Origin of the sequence: Pseudomonas sp. JL2, assembly GCF_031570495.1 — a bacterium.
In the GTDB taxonomy this organism is placed as follows: domain Bacteria; phylum Pseudomonadota; class Gammaproteobacteria; order Pseudomonadales; family Pseudomonadaceae; genus Aquipseudomonas; species Aquipseudomonas rhizophila.
The window spans coordinates 117,840-139,640 of sequence record NZ_JAKUDH010000011.1; the positions used below are offsets into that span (position 1 = coordinate 117,840).

Consider the following 21,801-nt stretch of genomic DNA (forward strand, 5'->3'; position numbering starts at 1 on the left):
ATTCAAAACGATGTTCATCGGTAATGTGTAAGGATTTTTCCTGAAGGCCCGCCGCCCGCTTGTCAGATCAAATGCAAATGGTTGTCCCAGAGCCCTGCGGGCAGATCCAGTGGTTTTGCAACCAGTTGTGCCTGCCGGCAATCGTAAAAGCGGCAACGGCCCTGACCCGATGTCACGACGAAACCGTCGGCCACCGCACCCACACCGGCGCAGTCCGGCAGAGGCGCATCCAGGCGTACTTCGCCGCTGTCCAGGTCCCAGATAAAAAAGCGGTTGCCACGGGGCGCTGTCAGGGCCACCAGGCGCAGGTCGCTGTGTACGGCAACGCTGGCGGTGTAATGACCCATGGCCTGCAATTGATGCTCGGCCACCGGGAATGCCTGGAACGGCTGGCCCGGACGCTTGATTGCCAGCAGCTCGGAGGATTCGTGGGCATCGCCCATGAATTGCTGGCCGCAAACGATGGTGCCGTCGCTGGCGATGCCCATGTGGCGCACGCTGTTCATCGATTGGGCGAGGGTTTCCTTGCTCAGCAGTGTGCCATCGCGCTGCATCAGTACCAGGCTCGGCTCCATGGCATTGAGGTTCATCTCGACGCGGCTTTCGGCCTCGGTGCGGATGCCGCCGTTGGCGACCACCAGCGTTTCGCCGTCGGGCATCCATGACACTTGATGAGGGCCGATGCCGTGAGTCGACAGTTCGCCGCTGTGCACCAACCGTTCGCCTTCAAAACGGTACACGCCCAGCAGGCCGCGGCCTGGATCGGTCGTGTCGTTCTCGGTGGCGTACAGCCATTCGCCGCTTTTATGAATCACCGCGTGCCCATAAAAATGCCGGTTCGGCAACGAGGTGAGGGTCTGCAGCAGCGAACCGTCGCGCAGGTCGATCAGGTAGCTTTCGGTGCCTGGGCGACGAGCGACGAACAGCGCAATCGGTTTTGTCGGATGGTCAATGATGTCGTGGCAGCGCTGCTTGACCTGGGTGGCGAACACCCGGCTGCCGTCCAGTCGATAGCCCACGGCGTAGTGCTTGCCGTCGCTATCGTCCCGTGCCGAAAGCAGGAGCGGATGCTTGTCCTGTTGCTTGAACAGCGTCCAGCCGCCCAGGGTAACGGCGCCGAGCAGCAGGCTGCCCAGTGCCAGAGCCTGACGTCGAAACATGATCAGTCACCGTCGTTGGCATTGAAGCCCAATTGAATGCCCAGCGCCTTGGCCAGTTCGCCTTCGTGCAGGCGATGGACAACGTTGAGGCTGTCGTACAGTTCGTTGAGTTGCTGGCGTCCGGCGTCGTCAGCGAGCATTTCGACCAGCGAGCGCTGGCTGTCGGCGAACAGTTTCAACGAGGTGTCGTAGGCCGCGTCGATCTTGTCGGCCAAGGGTTTCTGTTCGCTTGGCAACAGGCTGCGCAGGCCCTTGTTGTCCACGCCGATCCAGACGGTCCTGGCCGCGCTCAGGCTGGCTTGCAGGCCTTGCAGCGACGACTGGCTGCGCCAGGCATCGGCCTGGAACGGTTGTGGTACGCCCTTGCTCTGGCGGCCCATCGGCGTGCCGAGTTTCTTTTTCAAGGTGTCCAGGGCGGTGACCTGGACCCGCAGCAAATCGGCGATCGCTTCGTGGGAATCGGCGTAGCGCTCGTTCGGAAACTTGCTCATCTGGGCGAGCATGCCGTCGTTGGTATTCCAGCGCGACAGGATATCTTCGGCCAATTGCTTCTGACGTTCGCCAATGGCGATCAGCAGCGGGCAGTACTTGGCTTTTTGCGCGCTGTCGGCCATGTCGATCCTGGCGTCGAACAGCAGGTACTCATAGGCGGAGAGGCCTTGGACCACAACGCTGGACTTGGCCAGACCGGCAACGTCGATCTGCGGCTGGTTATTGACCAGTTGCTCGACCTGACGGCCCACCAGGTTTTTCTTGTCCGGCCAGAACTGCACCTGCCAGGCGCGATTGCCCTCGGCCAACGGGCCGATCAGCAGTGGTTGCAACTCGGCCCAGGCTTTTTGTGCCTTGAGAAAGTCGGCGCGGGCGGTCTCCAGGTTTTCCTTGCCCTGGCAGAAGGCCAGGGCGCTGGTTGCCAGTTGCCGGTCAGCTTCGACCCAGCGGCTGTAGGTGGGCAGGATCACTTGCTTGGCGATGGCCGCTGAGGTGACCGCTTGCGGATCCTGGGGCGAGCACGCGCCGAGGACGATGGCGGCGAGGCTGGTAAACAACAACTTGGGACGGAACATGTCGGGCTCCCGTTTTTCGGAGAATGCGATTAAAGGGAATTCAGGAACGCCAGCAACGCAGCGCGTTGCTCGGCATTGAACGCTAGAACTTGTCGCTGCGCCGCTTGCGCTTCGCCGCCATGCCATAGCACGGCTTCGAGCAGGTTGCGCGCGCGACCGTCGTGCAAGAACTGGGTGTGACCACCGACGGCTTCGGTCAGACCGATGCCCCACAGCGGTGGGGTCCGCCAGTCGCGGCCGCTGGCCTTGAATTCGCTGCGGTTGTCGGCCAGGCCTTCGCCCATGTCGTGCAACAGCAGATCGGTGTAGGGGCGAATGACCTGATTCGCCAGTTCCGGTTCGGCAGCGTTGGCGGACGTGGTGTACTTCGGGGTGTGGCACGACTGGCAGCCGGCCTGGAAAAACAGATTCTTGCCGGCCAGCACCTGGGGCGAGTTCACCTCGCGCCGGGCCGGTACGGCGAGGTTGCGGCTGTAGAACAGCACCAGGCGCAGAATGTTGTCGCTGACTTCCGGCTCGCCATCGGCGCCGTTGCCGTTCGGGGCGCGCTTGCAGTCGACCTGGGCCTGGGTGCAATCGTCGAAGGGGCGCAGGCTTGTCGTCAGGCCCATGTCACCGGAAAAGGCGTGGACGTTCTGCTGATTGAGGTTCGGCTGGCCGGCCTTCCAGCCGAAACGCCCCAGTACGGTCTTTTGCTGGACATCGTCCCAGACCTGGTTCGGCCGGCCGACGATACCGTTGTTCTCCCGTGCCTGGGCTTGGGCGTTGGCCAGGATAGCTTCATCGGGAATCGCTTCGAGCAGCCCCAGGCCGATCATCGGCGGTGCGACGCGGGCCGAAAAGCGTGTGTCGGGGTGCATCGGGCCATAGCCCAGTTGGGTGATCTGCAGTTGCGGCTTGCGCAGTTCTACGACGGTGCCGTCGTCGAAGCGCACCGGGACTGGCGTGTAATCGACCCGCACCTTGCCTTCGGGGACAACGCCGGGCACGGACATGTCCTGCAATTGCCCGCCATAGGTCGGCTCCGGCACCACCCCCAGTTGTTCAATGACCTTGGCGTAGGCCGGGGCATCGGGAATCGACAGGCGCACCAGCATCGACACCGCGCTGGCCGCGTCCGGTGCCGGCGGATGGCCGCGACCGTCCTTGACGTGACAGTTCTGGCAGGCGTTGGTATTGAACAATGGCCCCAGACCGTCCCGTGCGGTGGTGGTCGAGGGCGCGATCACCCAGGGGCTGCGGAAAAAACTGTTGCCCACGGCGAAGTCCACGCGCCGCGAAGGTGGCAGGTTGGCCGAGGGCAGGGAAAAGGCGTTCTGATCACTCTTGCGTACCGTCGCAGCGCCACCGGACCGGGCTTCGCCGGGTTCGGCCTGGGTAAAACGCGGGGCGTCATCGCAGGCACTCAGGCCCAGGGCCATGAACAGAGCGCATAAGCGAAGAGGCAACGACGGCATCGGACTTCCTGGAAGAGGAGTGAAACGAGGGCGCAAAGTCTAACAGGGCGCAGGGGTTTGAATAAGAGGAATTATCGTTTGGTTTGATGCGGGGGCAGTTCGGTCTGTGGGAGCAAAGCTTGCTTGCGATAGAGGCGCGTCGATTTCTGAAACATCGCGTCGCGTCCATCGCGGGCAAGCCTTGCTCCCACCATGCGCAGGCTTAGGGCTGAACGACCGCCCCCGGCACCAACGGCAGTTCCAGACTCGCGATGAACCCGCCCTCGGGGTGATTGGCCAACACCAGCGCGCCGCCATGACGCTCGGCGGCGCGGCGGGCGATGGCCAGGCCCAGGCCATGGCCGGCGGCGGTCTGGCCGGGGGCGCGGTAGAACGGTTCGCCCAACTGGCCCAGGTGTTCGGCCTCCACCCCCGGTCCGTGATCGCGCACGCTGACCATGATCCGCTCTCCTTGGCGCAGCGCGCGGACTTCGATCGGTTGACCGACCGGATTGAAACGCTGGGCGTTGCGCAGCAGGTTATCCAGGGCCCGTTCAATCATGGTCGGCCAACCTTTGAGGGTCAGGTTCGGTTCAACGTCCAATTGCACGCTTTGTTCTGGAGAGGCCAGCTGTGTGTCTTTTTGCAGGGTAACCAGCAGATCGTTGAGGTCCACCTCTTCAGCGCTGGCGTTGTCGGCATCGACCCGGGCCAACACCAGGATTTCGCTGATCAGCGCTTCCAGGCGATCACATTCGCGGGTCAGGCGCGGCCAGAGCTTTTCCCGCTCCTCGGGGCTGGCCCGTTCCGCCAGCGCCAGGGCAATGCGCAGTCGGGCCAAGGGCGAGCGCAATTCGTGGGACACATCCCGCAGTAATTGGCGCTGGCTGGCGATCAGGCTTTGCAGGCGCGCGCCCATGCGGTTGAAGTCGGTGGCCAGCACACCAAATTCATCCCGGCGATTGGCCAGTTTGGCGAGGCTGTTTTGCTGGTAGGTGGTCTGCCCCAAATCATGCACTGCACCGCGCAGGCGGCTCAACGGACGGGTAATGGACAGGGTCACCAACAGGCTGAACAACGTCAGCACCACCAACGCGATCCCCAGCGCACTCAGAGGCCAGAGCAGGCTGCCGCGATGCCAGGCATCCAGTTCGGGGTGGGGTATGCGGTAGATGAACAGGTAAGTGTCGCCGGTTTTGGCGCTGGTGAACTCGTCGGTCAAGCGCCGCCAGGGCAGGCGTCGGTCGTTGTCGTTCTGTCGCGCTTCGAAGGCCTGTGCTCGACGCGGGAAAGTGCCGCGTACCACTGGGGCACCGCTCTCGTTAAGCACCTGGACGTTGATGTGATACTGATGCTTGCGTTGTTGCAGGATCTGCTCGGCGGCGTCTTCGCCCTGGCTTTCGAAGGTTTGTGTCCACTCTTCGGCCAGGGTGTTGAGGCCCGGATGGCGGCTGAGGATCCAGGCGTCCTGGTTCAGCATGTGGCCCAGCAGAATCGAAAGCCCTGCAACCAGGGCGATGGCCAGCCAGAAACTGGCCAGGATGCGCCAAAACAGTGAACGCACGATCAATCCTCGAAAAACAAAGAAAGCCCAACGGCGATTGGCCGTTGGGCTGGGGTGCTTCAGCGCATTATTGCGCCTTTTGCGGTTGTTGCGCTTTCCAGGCCTTGAACTCGGCCCACTCGGCCCGACGCTCGGCCTGCTTCTTCTGAATGGCGTCAAACTCTTTTTGCTGCTCAGGCTTCAACAACCCACGGATCTGGGCGTCGACTTTTTCGTGCCGGGCGGCCATTTCATCTTTCATGGCTTTCTGATCGGCTGGCGACAGTTTGGCCAGGTACTTTTCTACCAGTTCGCGGCGCTCGTGGCGCTGTTCGCCCATGATCTTGCGGATCTGCTGGCGTTGTTCGCGGCTCAGGTCCAATTGGCTGTACGGACCTTTGTCGTGCATCTGGCCGCCATGACGCGGGCCATCCATCGGGCCCATTGGTCCCATCGGGCCGGCGCCTTCAGGCATGGCCATCGCGACGGTAGGCAGGGCAGCAGCGAACATCAGAGCGATGAGGGTCTTGCGCATGGTGTATCTCCTTGTCTCGTTCCCGGTCAGTTCCGGATGAGTTCAGGTTACGCAGATCAAGGTCAGCGGCGGTCAGGGGTGGGTAAAGCTTGGGTAAAGACGTTTTGATGCAGGCCTGACAAATCTGCAGGACCGAGCGCAAAGCCCTGTGGGGGCAAGGCTTGCCCGCCATGAAGATAACGCGGTCTCTAAGGGAACCAAGGCGCCTGCATCGCGAGCGATGCTTTGCGCCCACAGCCCAGCGGCGCAGCGCTTAAAGGCTGTAGTAATAACCCCGGCTACGCAGAGCCACGATGCGTGGGCGACCGTCGGCGTGCGGGCCGATTTTCTTGCGCAGGTTGCTTACGTGCATATCGAGGCTACGGTCGTACAGGGTCAGCTTGCGTCCCAGGGCGATCTGCGCCAGTTCCTGCTTGTCCAGTGGCTCGCCCGGCTGCTTGAGCAGCGCTTCGAGCAGGCGGCTTTCGGAAACAGTGAGGGTCTGCTCCTGCTCATCGATGCTGACCACGCCTCGCACCGGGCTGAAGGTCAGGTCGCCCAGTTCGATCTGGCTGGACACCGCCGTCGGATGACTGCGGCGCAAGACCGCGCGCAGGCGGGCGGTCAGTTCCCGTGGATCGCAGGGTTTTGCCAGGTAATCGTCGGCCCCCAGTTCCAGGCCCAGGATGCGATCCAGCGGTTCGCCACGGGCCGAGAGCATCAGCACCGGCAGCTCCGGATGATCGTTGCGCAACTGCTTGAGCAGTTCCAGGCCGCTGCCGTCGGGCAGCATCACATCCAGCACCACCGCCGCCGGGGCGGTTTCGGCCAAGGCCTTGCGGGCGCTATGGCCATCGTGACAGGCCCGGACCAGAAAACCTTCCTGACCCAGCCAACTGCCGAGGAGCTCACACAGCTCCTGGTCATCATCAATCAGTAACAGCTCGCTCATGACTCACTCAATTTAGCCATTGCCGACGTTGTCTACGTCCACCGCTGGCAAAGATACCGCAGAGCAGGGCCAATAGCGCTACCCCGGCACCAATGACGAACCACTGCTGCTGATCGGTCAGCAGGCGTGGCAGGGGGCTGGCCTGGGCTTCCTTGAGTTGCAGCTTCAGACGCTGGTTCTCCTGGCGCAATCGACTCACCAGCGCGCTCTCGCGTTCGCTGTTGGCGTTTTGCAGTTGCTGGGTCAGTTCCTCGCGCATGCGTTCGCTGTTTTTCAAGCGTTGCTGCAATTCGGTGATCTGACTGCCTGCGCTCAAGGACAAGGGCGTCGAATGACTGCCGTCGGTGCTTTCTTCCCCATGGGCGGGAGCCCCGATCACCAACATGACCCCTAACAGGCACAGCGGACCTTTGCGCATTGCAACTCCTGAATTCCAATCGAGATTAGACAGGTTGTCGGCAGGTAAACGAGAACAATGAGCGATTGAGCGCAATGAGCCGCGAAGGCTCATCACGCATCGGGATGTTAAGGCAGGACTTGCTTGAACGGCTTGACCACGACATTGGCGTAGACACCGGCGGCCACGAACGGATCGGCTTCGGCCCAGGCTTGCGCCGCGGCCAGGGAATCGAACTCGGCGACGATCAGGCTGCCGGAGAAACCCGCCGCGCCGGGGTCGTTGCTGTCCACCGCCGGGTGCGGGCCCGCCAGCACGATTCGGCCTTGGGCCTTGAGCTGTTGCAGGCGCTCAAGGTGTTCAGGGCGGGCGGCCAGGCGTTTTTCCAGGGAATTGGCGACGTCGGTGGCAATGATTGCGTAGAGCATGTCAGTCCTCGGTTTTTGGCGTGGTGGTATCGGCATCGTGCAGATGACGGGACAGGTAGATGCCCTGGCCAATCAGGAACAGCAGCGTCATGCCCAGGCTGCCGAAGACCTTGAAGTCGACCCAGTAGCTCTGGAAGGTGAACGCGACGAACAGGTTGGCGGCGCCGCAGAACAGGAAAAAGCCGATCCAGGCGATGTTGAGCCGGGTCCAGATGACGTCCGGCAGGTTCAAGGCGTGGCCCATGATGCGCTTGATCAGCAGGCGATCGCCGACGAAGTGACTGCCGATGAACGCCAGGGCGAACAGCCAGTTGACCACCGGGGCTTTCCACTTAAGGAAAGTTTCGCTGTGGAAGGCCAGGGTCAGGCTGCCGAAGACGAGGCAGGCGATCAGGGTCAGCCACTGGCTTTTCTCCAGCTTGCGTTGGGCCACGAACAGGGCGCCATAGACCACCAGCGAACTGATGATCAGCATCGCGGTGGCGCTGTAGATACCGCCTACAGTCAAGGAGTGACCGGCAATGTCGACGGTCCGTGGGTCAAGTTTGTAGACGATGAAAAACAGCAGAAGCGGGATGAAGTCGATGAATTGTTTCACAGTGGCAGCCAGAAGCAGGATGTGGCGGCATAATAACAAACATCCTTGGCCGCGATAGGGCCAGCTGATTTGAGGTAACAAACTCTCGTGAATGTTGATTTGCACTGCCATAGCACGGCCTCCGATGGCGCCCTGGCGCCTGCGGTTCTGGTGGCGCGGGCGTTCGAGCACGGCGTGCGAGTCCTGGCCCTGACCGATCATGACACCCTCGAAGGCCTCGACGAGGCCCGTAGCGCGGCGACGACGCTGGGCATGCAACTGGTCAACGGGGTCGAATTGTCCTGCACCTGGGGCGGCGCGACTATTCACGTGCTGGGTTACGGTTTTGATGTAAATGCGCCGTCACTGGTCCAGGCCATTGCGCAACTGCACGACGGCCGCTGGCTGCGTGCCGAAGAGATCAGCCGCAAGCTTGCGCTAAAGGGCATGCCTGGTGCGCTTGAGGGCGCCCGGCAGATCCAGCAGGAACTGGGCGACAGTGGCAACGCCCCGGCCCGTCCGCACTTCGCGGACTGGATGGTGCGCGAAGGTTTCGTCAAGGACCGCGCCGAAGCGTTTCGCAAATGGCTGGGAGCCGGCAAGCTCGGGGACGTCAAGCAACACTGGCCGACCCTGGAAGAGACCGTCCAAACCCTGCGATCCGCCGGAGCCTGGGTCAGCCTGGCGCATCCGTGGCACTATGATTTCACCCGCAGCAAGCGCCGCCGCCTGGTGGCCGACTATATTCAAGCAGGGGGCCACGCCATCGAGGTGGTCAATGGCCATCAGCCTGCCGAGCAGGTCGGCAGCCTGGCGATTCTGGCCCGTGAGTTCGGCCTGCTGGTGACCGCCGGCAGTGATTTTCATGGCCCTGGAGGCTGGTCCGAGATAGGCGAATATCGCCCGTTGCCGGAAGATCTGCCACCACTATGGTGTAGATTCAAACATGATCCCGTTACCGCCACCGTCTGAACAGGTAGAACACGTGAGTCAATTTTTCCAGATTCATCCGGAAAACCCGCAAGCGCGCCTGATCAAACAGGCGGTGGAAATCATTCGGGGCGGTGGTGTGGTGGTCTATCCCACCGATTCCTCCTACGCCATCGGCTGTCAGATCGGCGACAAGAACGCTGTAGAGCGGGTAAGACGCCTGCGTCAGCTGGATGACAAGCACAACTTTGCGCTGATCTGCAGCGACCTGTCGCAGTTGGGCCTGTTCGCCAAGATCGACACCGGCACCTTCCGCCTGCTCAAAGCCCACCTCCCTGGGCCTTACACCTTTATTCTCAACGCCACCCGGGAAGTCCCGCGGCTGTTGTTGCACCCGAAAAAACGCACCATCGGCCTGCGGGTGCCCAGCCACCCCATTGCCCTGGCGTTGCTGGCCGAGCTGGGTGAACCGCTGATGAGCGTGACCTTGATCATGCCCGGCGAGACGGAGCCGATGAATGACCCTTACGAGATGCGCCAATTGCTCGAGCATCAGGTCGACCTGATCATCGACGGCGGTTTCGGCGGGATGAAGGCGTCCACGGTGATCAACCTGGCCGATGGCGAGCCGCAAGTGGTGCGTATCGGTTGCGGCGATCCAGCCCCGTTCCTGGTCGAGGCCTGAGTGTCCGCAGTGGAAACCGCCGTTAAGAGTGCCGACAGCCAGGCCGGCGCTCAGCAAGAGCTGCCGTTCGCCATGGTCTATGGCCAGGCGGTCATGGAAATGCCCCTGGACCTGTACATTCCGCCGGATGCGCTGGAGGTATTCCTTGAAGCCTTCGAAGGCCCGCTGGACCTGCTGCTGTACCTGATCCGCAAACAGAACATCAACATCCTCGACATCCCCGTGGCGGAAATCACCCGCCAGTACATGGGCTACGTCGAGCTGATGCAGTCGGTGCGCCTGGAACTGGCGGCCGAATACCTGGTGATGGCGGCCATGCTCGCCGAGATCAAGTCGCGAATGCTGCTGCCACGCTCGGCAGAGATCGAGGAGGAGGAAGACGATCCGCGCGCCGAACTGATCCGCCGCCTGCAGGAATACGAACGCTTCAAAGTGGCGGCCGAAGGCATCGACGGCTTGAGCCGGGTCGGGCGCGATGTGGTGGTGCCCAAGCTCGATGCGCCCGAGGCGCGAGCGCGCAAATTGCTCCCGGACGTCAGCCTCGAAGAGTTGCTGATGTCCATGGCCGAAGTGCTGCGCCGGGGCGACATGTTTGAAAGTCACCAGGTCAGCCGCGAAGCACTGTCCACCCGCGAGCGCATGAGCGATGTGCTGGAGCGGCTCAAGGGCGGCGGCTTTGTGCCCTTCGTCGAGCTGTTCACCGCCGAGGAAGGGCGGCTAGGCGTGGTGGTGACGTTTATGGCGGTCCTGGAATTGGTCAAGGAATCCTTGGTCGAGCTGGTGCAGAATGAGCCGTTCGCAGCGATCCACGTGCGGGCACGAGCCGAATAACGAGCAAATCAATGAATCTGACTGAACCCCGCGAGCTGGCGCCGTTGCTTGAAGCTTTCCTGTTGGCCTCAGGAAAACCGCAATCGATGGAGCGCTTGTTCGAACTCTTCGAAGAAGGCGAGCGGCCCGAGCCGGCCGTGTTCAAGAAAGCCCTGGCGCTGCTGGGTAAGTCCTGCGAGGGGCGGGCGTTCGAACTCAAGGAAGTGGCTTCCGGCTACCGCCTGCAGATCCGCGAGAAGTTTTCGCCCTGGGTCGGGCGTCTGTGGGAAGAACGGCCTCAGCGCTATTCCCGTGCCATGCTCGAAACCATGGCATTGATCGCTTATCGCCAACCGATCACCCGAGGTGAAATCGAAGATGTGCGGGGCGTGGCGGTCAACAGCCACATCGTCAAGACGCTGCTTGAGCGCGAGTGGATCCGGGTCGTCGGCTATCGCGACGTGCCGGGTAAACCGGCGATGTTTGCCACCACCAAGGCCTTTCTCGATCACTTCAACCTCAAGAACCTTGACGACCTGCCGCCGTTGGCCGAACTGCGGGAGCTGGAACCCGAGCCGATGCTGGAGTTCGACGACGCCCCCGTGCCCCAAAGCTTGCAGGAGCTGGCCGACGCCAGCGCCGAGCCGGAGGAACCCAAGGAAGAAACCAGTTTCCATTCGTTGTTGCTGGAACTGGACACCATGGAGGAGGGGCTCAAGACCGATTTCGACGATATGCTGCGTGAGGGGCCGGGGTCTGAAGGCGAAATGGATGAACCCGCGCAACCGGGCAGCGAAGTTGAACTTCAGGCCGAACCTGACCCCGAACCAGAAGAAGACATTCTTGGCGTAGCCGCGGCCCGGGAAAAACTGCTGGCCGCCGTCGCCGCCCTCGAACCACGCGAACCCGAGCCTGAGCTCAGCGATGAAGAAGCCGAAGCCCGCGCCCTGGCCGAAGCGATTGAAAACGAACGACGCCAGTTTGACGATTGATCACGGCTGACACAGCGCCGCCCCATTGTGGGAGCGAGCCTGCTCGCGATGGCGGTCTGTCAGCCAACATCATTTTTGAAGGTGAAATCGCTATCGCGAGCAGGCTCGCTCCCACATTAAGTCATGCGGTGCACCATGAGTTCCACCAAAGACCCCTGCATCAGCCTCTGCAAGTTCGACGACGACATCTGCATCGGCTGTGGCCGCAGCAAGCGCGAGATCAAGGCCTGGAAGAAACTCGACAAGGATGACAAGCGCACGGTGTTGGCCGAAGCGGCCCTGCGCCTGATCAAACTGGGCGCCACCGGTCGGCGGAAAAAGCGCTGAAGGTTCGTCGATCAGCTAGTCTCTGATGCGCAAATGCCTTAACGAGCGTATGATTCGCGACCCTTTGGCGATCCCTTCGCCATAGACCCGTTTTCAAAGTGTCAGGCCACGCCTGACCCGACCACACCGGGAGGTGCCCAGAATGAAAGACCAAGACCAGAACGACAGCCAGGAAATCGGCCCAGCAGGCGAGAAACTGCAAAAAGTCCTCGCCCGTATCGGCGTCGGCTCGCGCCGCGACGTGGAAACCTGGATCACCCAGGGCCGGATCAAGGTCAACGGCAAAGATGCCACCTTGGGCCTGCGTGTCGACATGCATGACGCCATCACCATCGATGGCAAGGTGATCAAGCGCGAAGAGGCCGCCGAAACGGTGCGCCGCGTGATCATGTACAACAAACCCGACGGCGAGATCTGCACCCGTGACGACCCGGAAGGCCGTCCGACCGTGTTCGACAAAATGCCGCGTCCGAAAGAAGGCCGCTGGATCAACATCGGTCGCCTGGACATCAACACCACCGGTTTGCTGATGTTCACCACCGACGGTGAGCTGGCCAACCGCTTGATGCACCCGTCCTACGAGATGGACCGCGAATACGCCGTGCGTGTACGTGGTGAAGTCGACGACGAAATGATCGAGCGCCTGAAGGCCGGCGTCGTGCTGGAAGACGGCCCGGCGCGTTTCACCGACATCAAGCAGGCGCCCGGTGGTGAAGGCTTCAACCATTGGTACCACTGCGTGGTGATGGAAGGCCGCAACCGTGAAGTACGGCGCCTGTGGGAATCCCAGGGGCTGGTGGTCAGCCGCCTCAAGCGCGTGCGTTTCGGTCCGGTGTTCCTCAACTCCGACCTGCCGATGGGCCGCTGGCGCGAAATGAGCCAGTACGAAGTCGACATCCTGGCGGCCGAAGTCGGCCTCAAGCCGGTGGCGATGCCGCAGATGACCGCCAAGAGCAAGGACAAGCTGGAGCGGATGCAGCGTAAATCTTCGCGTCCGATGGGCAAGACCGAGCGCGTGCGTACGCTGCGTCCTGCCGCTGATGGCCCGGCCGCAGGTCCGCGTCCGTCGCGCGAGCCGCAGATCGAAGGCGAACGCCCGGCCCGCAAGCCTGCGCCACGTCAGGACGGCGAACGCGGCCCGCGCACGCCACGCCCGGCCAACGGTCGTACCGAGCGCAACGAAGGTCGCGGTGCTCCGGCCGGTCGTGGTACGCCGGTGGCGGATCGCCCGGCCGACACCAAGCGTCCGGCCAAACCCGCAGCGAAAAAGCGCCCGGGCATCGTCCTGGTCGACCGCGACACGCCATCGGGCAAACGTCGCGGTGCCCCAGCGGGTTCGGGGCAGCGTCCGGGGTTTGGGCGTCGTAAGCCGGAGTGAGGCAGTTGTGAGGTTCTAGCTGCAAGTCGCAAGAAAAAACGCCAACCGTTGGGTTGGCGTTTTTTTTGTCTGGCTTTAGTGATGCAGTGCTGGTGAGTCCGTCATCGCGAGCAGGCTCGCTCCCACACTGGGACGGTGTCGACCACAAATTGTCTATTCACCAAAGATCAACTGTGGGAGCGAGCCTGCGCGCGATGGGGCCAGCAGCCCCACTACCATCCCAAGGTCGCCCGTCATCGCGTGCAGGCGAGCTCCCACAATGGGGCGGTGTCGACCACAAATTGTCTATTCACCAAAGATCAACTGTGGGAGCGAGCCTGCTCGCGATGGGGCCAGCAGCCCCACTACCATCCCAAGGTCGCCCGTCATCGCGAGCAGGCTCGCTCCCACAATGGGGCGGTGTCGACCACAAATTGTCTATTCACCAAAGATCAACTGTGGGAGCGAGCCTGCTCGCGATGGGGCCAGCAGCCCCACTACCATCCCAAGGTCGCCCGTCATCGCGTGCAGGCGAGCTCCCACAATGGGGCGGTGTCGACCACAAATTGTCTATTCACCAAAGATCAACTGTGGGAGCGAGCCTGCTCGCGATGGGGCCAGCAGCCCCATTACCATCCCAAGATCGCCCGCCTTTTCTTGCGGCTCAAAGCTTGCCGCTTGAAGCTGCCCCTAAAGCACAAACCGCCCATCAAACATCGGCTCGTTATCCAACGCCAACACACCGCTCTCGAAAATCAGATCCAGATGATGGCTGCCCTTGGCCCCGCCACCCAGCCCCAGGTGCAGGCCGCAATGGCGCTCCTCGAAACCGGCATTGCGGGCATAGAGGCTCTTGACCCCTTCGTTGGTGCCGATGCCCAGTTCCTCGATACGCCGGTTGGACGGGTTGGCGTCCAGGTATTTATTGAAGTCGTGTTCCAGGCCCGGCACATCGCTGGCGATTTTCTGAATGGTGGAGTCTTCGATCCACAACTCCAGCGGCGATTGCAGTACGCCGTATTTGCGGGCGAACGGGATGGTGCTCAGGAAAGTGCCGACGAACTTCACCTGACCGTTAATGGTGTCGCTGTGGGTAGCGATTTCGCCGGGTGCCAGGTCGTAGTTGCCAACACCGTTGATGTCGGTCCATTTCTTGACGCTGTTGAGGGCCGTATCGAAATACGAACCGTGGTCATCCTGAAAACTCAACGTCGTTGCTTGGGACATGCGCCGGATCAGATGACTGTTGAGCCCGGCGATGCGCTGGGGAATCACGCTGAAGGTGTCGTAGAAATAGTCGCCGTAGTCCTTGAACAGCAGCGATTTCTTCCAGTTGTCCGCCATCACGCCTTGCAGCGCGCGAACAAAGTCCGGGCCGTCGGGGCGTGGGTTGGGCAGGGTGGAAGAGTCGTAGAAGAAAATGTACAGATCGCTGTCGGCAATCGCCTTGGACAGTCGCTCCGTGGATTCAAGGTCCAGGCGCATGGTGCTGAACCGGAAGGGTGAACCGCTGCCAGCCTGTTCAGCAATGGCCCCGGTCAGTGCTTCGTAGTCGGCGGTATGGCCGAGCAACACCTTGGCTGGCTGGATGCCGGCCAGGGCGGGATGATGTTCAAGGTAGTAAAGGAAATGTGAGATGGCTCGTTGCGTGTCCATGCTTATTCTTCCCTGACAGTGGTGTTTGGCTTCCCTGAAATCTGCAAAGTGGCGGAGCCGACCGGCCGGATCGCCTCCGCCGGGCGATGCTTACAGAGGCCACATCGCCGTGCCGAACGGAACAACGGCGTCGGCTTGCATCATTTCAACTGCGGCTTCGTGGGTCGGTGCTTCAAACCATTCGTCCAGTTGCAGTTCGGTTTCCAAGTCTTTGTCCAGTGCTTGCATAGTGAATCTCCTAGATGACTTTTACGGAAAATTGCGAAGTCGATTCCGCGATGGAGAACTGACCGGAAGCGGCTGCGCAAAACCTGCCGGCACGACGCCTTGGCAAGTCGCTGAAAACCTAGTCGAGGGTTTTTTGGAATGCAAAAAAATAATTTATTTTTTTTCGTTTGAACTTTTTATTCCATTTTTACCGAAGAAATTAGTTATTCAAAAACAGTTGGCTGTGTAGTTTTTTGCTTAGGTAGCTAGCTACCGTCAATTTGCAGTCAGCTTACAGAAAATTCCCACACGGAAAGTTTGCGTTACGGTTTGTAAAGAAATGCTGACGATTTTTGCCTATCAAGCCGGTCTGTACCGGCGTTTGGCTGCGCTGTAAGAAAAAACTGCCGAGGAGGTCGATTTGACGGGGTTTCCGACACTTCGCAGCGCTTGTTTCAAACCGGCGGGACGGGTCAGATGCGCGGCAGACCTGAAGTACGGGGTGCGCAGGTGTCTGGTCGCAGTGGGGCAGCGGTGTACAATGCGCCGCGTTTTACTGTGACCCTTCGCGTACCCACGCATTTTCAAGGTTATCCGCCTTGTTCACTCCGCCACGCCACGAGCGTGTCGGGTTCGATTTCGTCACAGATAAAAACAAATAGGTGACGCATGACCGTTGTAGAAAATACGCATTCAGGCGAGCTGAAACGCGGCCTGAAAAATCGACACATTCAACTGATCGCCCTCGGCGGCGCGATCGGTACAGGCCTGTTCCTCGGCTCGGCGGGGGTGCTGAAGTCAGCCGGCCCGTCGATGATCCTCGGTTACGCCATTTGCGGCTTCATTGCTTTCATGATCATGCGCCAGTTGGGCGAGATGATTGTCGAAGAGCCAGTGGCCGGCTCCTTCAGTCACTTTGCCCACAAGTATTGGGGCGGTTTCGCCGGCTTCCTGTCGGGCTGGAACTGCTGGATTCTCTACATCCTGGTGGGCATGTCGGAGCTGACCGCGGTCGGCAAGTACATCCACTACTGGGCGCCGGACATCCCGACCTGGGCTTCGGCGGCAGCATTCTTCGTCCTGATCAACGTCATTAACCTGGCCAACGTCAAAGTCTTTGGCGAGGCCGAGTTCTGGTTCGCGATCATCAAGGTCGTGGCAATTGTCGGCATGATTGCCCTGGGCAGCTATCTGCTGGTCAGCGGCCACGGTGGCCCACAAGCTTCGGTGACCAACCTGTGGGCCCACGGTGGATTCTTCCCCAACGGCGTGAGCGGTCTGGTGATGGCGATGGCGATCATCATGTTCTCCTTCGGTGGCCTGGAAATGCTCGGCTTCACCGCTGCCGAGGCCGACAAACCGAAAACCGTGATCCCCAAGGCCATCAACCAGGTGATCTACCGGATCCTGATTTTCTACATTGGTGCCCTGGTGGTGCTGTTGTCCCTGACCCCATGGGACAGCCTGCTGAACACACTCAATGCCTCCGGCGATGCCTATAGCGGCAGCCCGTTCGTGCAGGTGTTCTCGATGCTGGGTAGTAATACGGCGGCGCACATCCTCAACTTCGTAGTGCTGACCGCCGCGCTGTCGGTGTACAACAGCGGCACCTACTGCAACAGCCGCATGCTGCTGGGCATGGCCGAACAGGGCGATGCGCCCAAGGCCCTGGCCAAGATCGACAAGCGTGGCGTGCCGGTGCGTTCGATCCTGGCTTCTGCTGCGGTCACGCTGGTGGCGGTGCTGCTTAACTACCTGATCCCGCAGCATGCGCTGGAGTTGTTGATGTCGCTGGTGGTCGCGACCCTGGTGATCAACTGGGCGATGATCAGCTATTCGCACTTCAAGTTCCGTCAGCACATGAACCAGACCCGCCAGAAACCGCTGTTCAAGGCGCTGTGGTATCCGTACGGCAACTATGTCTGCCTGGCGTTCGTGGTGTTCATTCTTGGGGTAATGCTGCTGATTCCCGGCATCCAGATATCGGTCTACGCGATTCCGGTGTGGGTGGTGTTCATGTGGGTGTGCTACCTGATCAAGAACAAGCGCAGTGCCCGGCAGGACATGGCTGTGGCCGCTGCTGCCAAGTAAGCATCCTTGAAATACAACAAACCCGGCACTTGGCCGGGTTTGTTGTATTCAGACTCATGCTGATCCCTGTGGGAGCGAGCCTGCTCGCGATGGCGCCAGCACATTCAGCATTGATGCAAGCTGACCCACCGTCATCGCGAGCAGGCTCGCTCCCACAAGGGTTGGTCGCTGTCTTGGGGATTCGCGGTATTCTGTGGGTCCTGATACCGGACCTCTTTTTCCATGCTGGCAATTTCCAACACTGTGCACATCCCGGACGCCGAGATCGAGCTGACGGCCATCCGTGCCCAAGGCGCCGGCGGGCAGAACGTCAACAAGGTGTCCAGCGCCGTGCACTTGCGCTTCGACATTGCGGCCTCGTCCTTGCCCGATTTCTACAAGGAGCGGTTGCTGGCGCTGCGCGACAGTCGCATCACCAGCGACGGCGTGTTGATCATCAAGGCCCAGCAATACCGCACCCAGGAACAGAACCGGGCCGATGCCCTGGAACGCCTGACCGAACTAATCCTCAACGCCACCAAGGTCGAAAAGAAGCGCCGTCCGACCAAACCGACCCTGGGCTCGAAGAAACGTCGCCTGGAATCCAAGACCAAGCGCGGTTCGATCAAGGCCGGGCGCGGCAAGGTGGACTTCTAGTTTTTCTCCCGCTCCTGACGATGCTTCGGCGCCTGGCGGTACAGGTAGAGACTCAGCAACAACCCGCCCAAGGCCGCCAGCGCGGCGAACAAAAAGATCGAAGCAAAACCGAAACCTGCGGCAATCGCACCGGCCAACGGCCCGGTAATCCCCAGGGACAAGTCAATGAACAACGAGTAGGCGCCCACCGCCGCGCCACGGCTGGAGGCGGGTACCAGGTTGACCGCTTCCACCCCCAGCGCCGGGAACACCAGGGAAAAACCGAAGCCGCTCAATGCCGCGCCGGCCAAGGCCCAGTGCGCATCAGGCGCCAGCCAGAGCAACAACAAACCCAGGGTTTCCACCGACAGGCAGGCAATCGCCACCCGGAAGCCGCCCAGGCGGTTGATCAAATTACCGAACAGTAAGCGCGCGCCGATGAAGCTGGCGCCGAACAGGCTCAGGCACAGCACTGCGTTGTCCCACTGCTGTGTGGCGTAATACAGGGTGATGAACGTGGCGATGGTGCCAAAACCGATGGAGCCCAGGGCCAGGCCGCAGCCATGGGGCAGGACGCGTCCGAGAACATGCATGAAAGGCAGCCGTTCGCCGGTGACAATGGGCGCCGCCGTTTTCGGCCAGGCCAGCGCCAGCCCCAGCAACGCCAGCAAAATAATGCTGACGCCCATGCTCCACAGCCCCAGGGATTTCACCAGCCACACCCCCAACGGCGCGCCAATCGCCAGCGCGCCGTAGCTGGCGATACCGTTCCAGGAAATCACCTTGGCGGTATTCGCCGCGCCGACCCGGCCGATGCCCCAGCCAATCGATCCCGAGCCTACCAGGCTTTCGGCGCTGCCCAGCACCAGGCGGCCAATCAGCAGGCTGATCAGGCTCAGCGTCGGTAGGTTTGACGTCCAGGCAGACGCCAGCATGAACACACCGCTCAGCCCGCAACCGGCGAGGCCGAACATGACCGCGCGCTTGCTCCCCAGGTTGTCGATGATCCGTCCGGCATAAGGACGACTGAGGAGGGTGGCCAGGTACTGGACGCTGATTACCAACCCGGCGATCACCGCGCCAAAACCCAGTTCGCCGTGGACGAACCCGGGCAACACGGCGAGGGGAATGCCGATATTCAGGTAGCCAATGAAGGTGAACAGAACGATGGAAACGACTTGCAGCGTGACCGCCAAGGGGCGCTGGGTATCTGGCATGGGTAAAGAGTCCACGGAGCAGCAGGATAGATAGGCTGCTTATGATAGCGGTGCCTGCGACCGTGAAGCGTGGAAAAGTAAAACTATTTGCCGGTTGGCGCTGGGGTGTCGTCTTGTCCAGTCACCAGGTGTGTGGTGACCAATGCAGCAAGGGCGTTTTCCTCCGTGCCGAAACGTGCCAGCAGGGCGGCTTGTTTCTCCGGGGAAAGGCGCGTCCAGATATCGACCATCTTTTCGGCGGTGCCGATCAGGATGCTGGCTTGGGCTTCGCTGAAGGTAGGGTCATCGGTCATGGGGGGCTCAGGATTCAGGCAGTGTGGAAAGCGCATCTTAGCGCTTTCCACACGGTCTGGTCGTGCGGGTGAATCAGTCTTCGCTGTCGGCCTGGCGGCGTTCAGTGGCTTCTTTGGGCTCGGGTTGCTGGGCGTCTGGTTGCCCTCCGGCTTGTAGCGGGGTCGTCTGCTCAGTTTCGTGCAGGCTAGGGAAGGGGAGATTAGGAATCTCGTGCATATCGCGCTCCTCGCAAAGTCTGTTGGTAGATCTGGTAGATCCGCGCTTTTACAAAGCTTGGGCAGGATACAGCAGAAGAAATGACAAAAAGACTTTTAAGTTCCGTTGCGGCGACAAAAGGGCTTGTCTGGACAGGACATGTCCAATCATCAAACACCTGCTACCGGTCGTCGCGAAGGCTCAAGAATACGCCCCGCGGGTCGATGGCTTGTACATATCCCGCATTCGGTTGCGACACTGCAAACCACGAACATGGAGGTCGGGACGTGTCGTCCGTGAGCTTGGCTCTTTCTTCTTTTCAAGAGATTTCCCTCCATGTTTCTACAAAAATCCCTGAGAGCGCAGATTCTCGCCTTGCTCAGTGGCAGCCTGCTGGCGATGTTGCTGATTGCCCTGGCGTCTTTCCATTTCCTCTCCAACGGCGTCCAGAACTATCGCAACCTGATCGATGGCCCGTTGCGTGCGTCGCAGTTGATCGATGAGGCCAACCTGCAATTCAAGGTGCAGGTCCAGGAATGGAAGAACGTTCTACTGCGCGGCAAGCAGCCGGCAGACCTGGCTAAATACTGGAAGCAGTTCGAAGATCGCCAGCATGATGTCCAGGGCATTCTTGGCCAGTTGATCGCCCTTGAAGGGGTTGCGACACCCATCAAGACTCGGATCGAGGGTCTGCGAGACGAACACCGTCAATTGGGTGCGGCCTACCAGAAGGGCCGTGATGCGTTTGTGACGGCGGGCGGCGATGCGGCGGCGGGTGATGCGGCGGTCAAAGGTGTGGACCGCGCGGCCAGCGAGCAAATGAGTGCGCTGGTGGTGGAGTTGCGCAAGCTTGCCAGCGAACAATCGGCGCAGATCAGTGCCGGTGCCGATCGCACGATTATGCTGGGCACTGTGATCATGCTGGTTTCCGGCCTGCTGATCGGGCTGTTCAGCCTGTGGCTGGTCAATCGCAACCTGGTGCAGCCGATCCGCAACCTGATCGAATACGTGACCCAACTGAGTCGCGGCCGTTTCGCCGAGCGGGTAGTCAGCAACCGGCAGGACGAATTGGGTGACCTGGCGCTGGCCGCCAATACCCTGCGCGACTTTCTCGCCGAAACCTTCTCGCGTCTGCAGCGCAGTGCCACGGAACTGGACAGTGCCAGCGGCGAGCTTAATGCCATCGCCAGCCTGATGAGCCAAGGCACCAGCGAGCAATTCGAACGCACCGACCAGGTGGCGACGGCGATGAACGAAATGTCCGCCACCGCCCAGGAAGTCGCTCGCCATGCCGCCGACGCGGCACAGGCCGCCGATGACGCCGATCACTCGGCGCAGCAGGGCGAGAAGGTCATGCAAGGGACCATTCATACCATCACCCGCATGCGCGGTGAAATCGCCAACACGGCCACAGTCATCCGCCAGTTGGAAACCGATAGCGGGCGCATTGGCAAGGTGCTGGAAGTCATCCGCGGTATCGCCGAGCAGACCAATCTGTTGGCCCTCAACGCTGCCATCGAAGCGGCGCGGGCTGGCGAGGCTGGACGCGGTTTCGCGGTGGTTGCCGATGAGGTGCGCAGTCTGGCCCAGCGCACCGCCTCGTCCATCATCGAGATCAACCAGATTATCCAGACCGTGCAAACCGGTGCGGTGGACGCAGCCCAGGCCATCGAGAGCGGTCAGTCGCGCAGTGAAGAGAGCGTGGAGCAGGTGACTCAGGCCGGTGTGATGCTCGAACGCATTACCCAGGCCGTGGAAGCGATTCGCGACATGAATCGTCAGATCGCCACTGCCGCAGAAGAGCAGACCTCGGTGGCTGAAGACATCTCGCGCAACCTGACCGAAATCACCTGCATCGCCAGCACTAACCTGGACAATGTACAGCGCACCGAAGCCGCGAGTCGGAACCTGCACGGTTTGTCGGGGCAGTTGAATGAAGTGACGGCGCGGTTGAGTGCCTGATCACTGTGAGAGTCAGTTGTTCGAAGACGTAAAAAAGCCGCGCAACCTTAAGGTTGCGCGGCTTTTTTGTTGTTCAATCAAGTGTCCTGTTTGTTGGACAGAACTTTGCCGGTAGTGGCGTCGAAGTCAACATCAAACTCTTTGCCATCGGCGGTTTTCAGTTCAACTTCATATTCGTAACCGTTGAAGTGGTTGTCCAGGTCGGTGTCGGTGATGGTTGCGCCTGGGTGCAACTTCAGGGCTGCTTGGTTCATCTCTTCCAGCGGCTTGATTTTTTCGTTCTTGACCAACTCAGGAATCTGGTCGACTCGAACATCAGCCTGGGCCAGGCCAGCGGTGAGGGTCAGGGCTGCGGCGGTGAACAGGGCAGTCAAAGTTTTCATGTGTTC

24 protein-coding genes are annotated in these 21,801 nt (G+C 60.9%); 9 read left to right on the top strand and 15 right to left on the bottom strand.

Features of this window, described 5'->3' with window-relative positions:
- Nucleotides 1–62: 62 nt before the first annotated feature.
- The 9 genes from MKS85_RS16000 to MKS85_RS16040 form a co-directional block, all read right to left on the bottom strand.
- Complete coding sequence (locus MKS85_RS16000) at nt 63–1,160, bottom strand: DUF1513 domain-containing protein (protein WP_047226991.1); 1,098 nt, start codon at nt 1,158–1,160, stop codon at nt 63–65.
- A gap of 2 nt (nt 1,161–1,162) precedes the next feature.
- Nucleotides 1,163–2,227, bottom strand: a complete 1,065-nt coding sequence (locus MKS85_RS16005) for an imelysin family protein (RefSeq protein WP_188251991.1) — start codon at nt 2,225–2,227, stop codon at nt 1,163–1,165.
- A 29-nt stretch (nt 2,228–2,256) separates the two neighbouring features.
- Nucleotides 2,257–3,684, bottom strand: coding sequence for a di-heme oxidoredictase family protein (locus MKS85_RS16010; protein WP_139049329.1), 1,428 nt, complete (start codon nt 3,682–3,684; stop codon nt 2,257–2,259).
- Nucleotides 3,685–3,886: 202 nt separating this feature from the next.
- Complete coding sequence (locus MKS85_RS16015) at nt 3,887–5,227, bottom strand: HAMP domain-containing sensor histidine kinase (RefSeq protein WP_139049330.1); 1,341 nt, start codon at nt 5,225–5,227, stop codon at nt 3,887–3,889.
- 67 nt (nt 5,228–5,294) lie between these two features.
- A complete protein-coding gene (locus MKS85_RS16020; protein WP_047226986.1) occupies nt 5,295–5,741 on the bottom strand; it encodes a Spy/CpxP family protein refolding chaperone in 447 nt (148 codons plus the stop codon).
- A gap of 253 nt (nt 5,742–5,994) precedes the next feature.
- Nucleotides 5,995–6,672: a response regulator transcription factor gene (locus MKS85_RS16025; protein WP_047226985.1), complete on the bottom strand. Its 678-nt coding sequence runs from the start codon at nt 6,670–6,672 to the stop codon at nt 5,995–5,997.
- A 7-nt stretch (nt 6,673–6,679) separates the two neighbouring features.
- Complete coding sequence (locus MKS85_RS16030; protein WP_047226984.1) at nt 6,680–7,090, bottom strand: translation initiation factor 2; 411 nt, start codon at nt 7,088–7,090, stop codon at nt 6,680–6,682.
- Between the two features lie 107 nt (nt 7,091–7,197).
- Nucleotides 7,198–7,497 carry a YciI family protein gene (locus MKS85_RS16035; protein ID WP_107321994.1) on the bottom strand — a complete coding sequence of 100 codons (300 nt, stop codon included), beginning with the start codon at nt 7,495–7,497 and terminating at the stop codon, nt 7,198–7,200.
- 1 nt (nt 7,498) lies between these two features.
- Nucleotides 7,499–8,095, bottom strand: coding sequence for a septation protein A (locus tag MKS85_RS16040; RefSeq protein ID WP_047227122.1), 597 nt, complete (start codon nt 8,093–8,095; stop codon nt 7,499–7,501).
- 87 nt (nt 8,096–8,182) lie between these two features.
- On the opposite strand from MKS85_RS16040, the gene MKS85_RS16045 reads away from it, so the two are divergent.
- From MKS85_RS16045 to rluB, 6 genes are all read left to right on the top strand, one after another.
- Entirely contained in the window at nt 8,183–9,046 is an 864-nt protein-coding gene (locus tag MKS85_RS16045) for a PHP domain-containing protein (RefSeq protein WP_139049332.1), read from the top strand.
- A 13-nt stretch (nt 9,047–9,059) separates the two neighbouring features.
- A complete protein-coding gene (locus tag MKS85_RS16050; protein WP_047226981.1) occupies nt 9,060–9,689 on the top strand; it encodes an L-threonylcarbamoyladenylate synthase in 630 nt (209 codons plus the stop codon).
- A 132-nt stretch (nt 9,690–9,821) separates the two neighbouring features.
- The gene (locus MKS85_RS16055) at nt 9,822–10,520 is read left to right on the top strand and encodes a ScpA family protein (RefSeq protein WP_160893268.1); all 699 of its coding nucleotides are present in this window, start codon (nt 9,822–9,824) and stop codon (nt 10,518–10,520) included.
- Between the two features lie 11 nt (nt 10,521–10,531).
- Complete coding sequence (gene scpB, locus MKS85_RS16060) at nt 10,532–11,491, top strand: SMC-Scp complex subunit ScpB (protein ID WP_188251990.1); 960 nt, start codon at nt 10,532–10,534, stop codon at nt 11,489–11,491.
- A 135-nt stretch (nt 11,492–11,626) separates the two neighbouring features.
- Nucleotides 11,627–11,818, top strand: coding sequence for a DUF1289 domain-containing protein (locus MKS85_RS16065; protein ID WP_047226978.1), 192 nt, complete (start codon nt 11,627–11,629; stop codon nt 11,816–11,818).
- A gap of 142 nt (nt 11,819–11,960) precedes the next feature.
- A complete protein-coding gene (gene rluB / locus MKS85_RS16070; RefSeq protein WP_188251989.1) occupies nt 11,961–13,196 on the top strand; it encodes a 23S rRNA pseudouridine(2605) synthase RluB in 1,236 nt (411 codons plus the stop codon).
- Nucleotides 13,197–13,865: 669 nt separating this feature from the next.
- Here the strand turns inward: rluB and MKS85_RS16075 are convergent.
- Complete coding sequence (locus MKS85_RS16075; protein ID WP_107321996.1) at nt 13,866–14,831, bottom strand: leucyl aminopeptidase; 966 nt, start codon at nt 14,829–14,831, stop codon at nt 13,866–13,868.
- 90 nt (nt 14,832–14,921) lie between these two features.
- Nucleotides 14,922–15,059: a hypothetical protein gene (locus tag MKS85_RS16080; protein ID WP_003178782.1), complete on the bottom strand. Its 138-nt coding sequence runs from the start codon at nt 15,057–15,059 to the stop codon at nt 14,922–14,924.
- Between the two features lie 648 nt (nt 15,060–15,707).
- Between MKS85_RS16080 and MKS85_RS16085 the strand changes: the two genes are divergently transcribed.
- Together MKS85_RS16085 and arfB are read left to right on the top strand one after the other, a co-directional pair.
- On the top strand, nt 15,708–17,129 hold the full coding sequence (locus MKS85_RS16085; RefSeq protein ID WP_139049335.1) for an amino acid permease: 1,422 nt from the start codon (nt 15,708–15,710) through the stop codon (nt 17,127–17,129).
- A gap of 222 nt (nt 17,130–17,351) precedes the next feature.
- Nucleotides 17,352–17,765 carry an alternative ribosome rescue aminoacyl-tRNA hydrolase ArfB gene (gene arfB, locus MKS85_RS16090; RefSeq protein ID WP_047226974.1) on the top strand — a complete coding sequence of 138 codons (414 nt, stop codon included), beginning with the start codon at nt 17,352–17,354 and terminating at the stop codon, nt 17,763–17,765.
- Here the strand turns inward: arfB and MKS85_RS16095 are convergent.
- The 3 genes from MKS85_RS16095 to MKS85_RS16105 form a co-directional block, all read right to left on the bottom strand.
- Nucleotides 17,762–18,961 (bottom strand): MFS transporter, encoded by a 1,200-nt coding sequence (locus MKS85_RS16095; RefSeq protein WP_139049336.1) that lies wholly within the window; start codon nt 18,959–18,961, stop codon nt 17,762–17,764. The two genes, arfB and MKS85_RS16095, sit on opposite strands and share 4 nt — an antisense overlap.
- 83 nt (nt 18,962–19,044) lie before the next feature.
- Nucleotides 19,045–19,290, bottom strand: coding sequence for a hypothetical protein (locus MKS85_RS16100; RefSeq protein ID WP_188251987.1), 246 nt, complete (start codon nt 19,288–19,290; stop codon nt 19,045–19,047).
- A 37-nt stretch (nt 19,291–19,327) separates the two neighbouring features.
- On the bottom strand, nt 19,328–19,471 hold the full coding sequence (locus MKS85_RS16105) for a hypothetical protein (protein ID WP_171061326.1): 144 nt from the start codon (nt 19,469–19,471) through the stop codon (nt 19,328–19,330).
- A 315-nt stretch (nt 19,472–19,786) separates the two neighbouring features.
- Between MKS85_RS16105 and MKS85_RS16110 the strand changes: the two genes are divergently transcribed.
- Nucleotides 19,787–21,412, top strand: coding sequence for a methyl-accepting chemotaxis protein (locus MKS85_RS16110; protein ID WP_173406640.1), 1,626 nt, complete (start codon nt 19,787–19,789; stop codon nt 21,410–21,412).
- A 77-nt stretch (nt 21,413–21,489) separates the two neighbouring features.
- On the opposite strand, the gene MKS85_RS16115 is transcribed toward MKS85_RS16110, so the two are convergent.
- Nucleotides 21,490–21,795 (bottom strand): PepSY domain-containing protein, encoded by a 306-nt coding sequence (locus MKS85_RS16115; RefSeq protein ID WP_188251986.1) that lies wholly within the window; start codon nt 21,793–21,795, stop codon nt 21,490–21,492.
- Between the last annotated feature and the right edge of the window lie 6 nt (nt 21,796–21,801).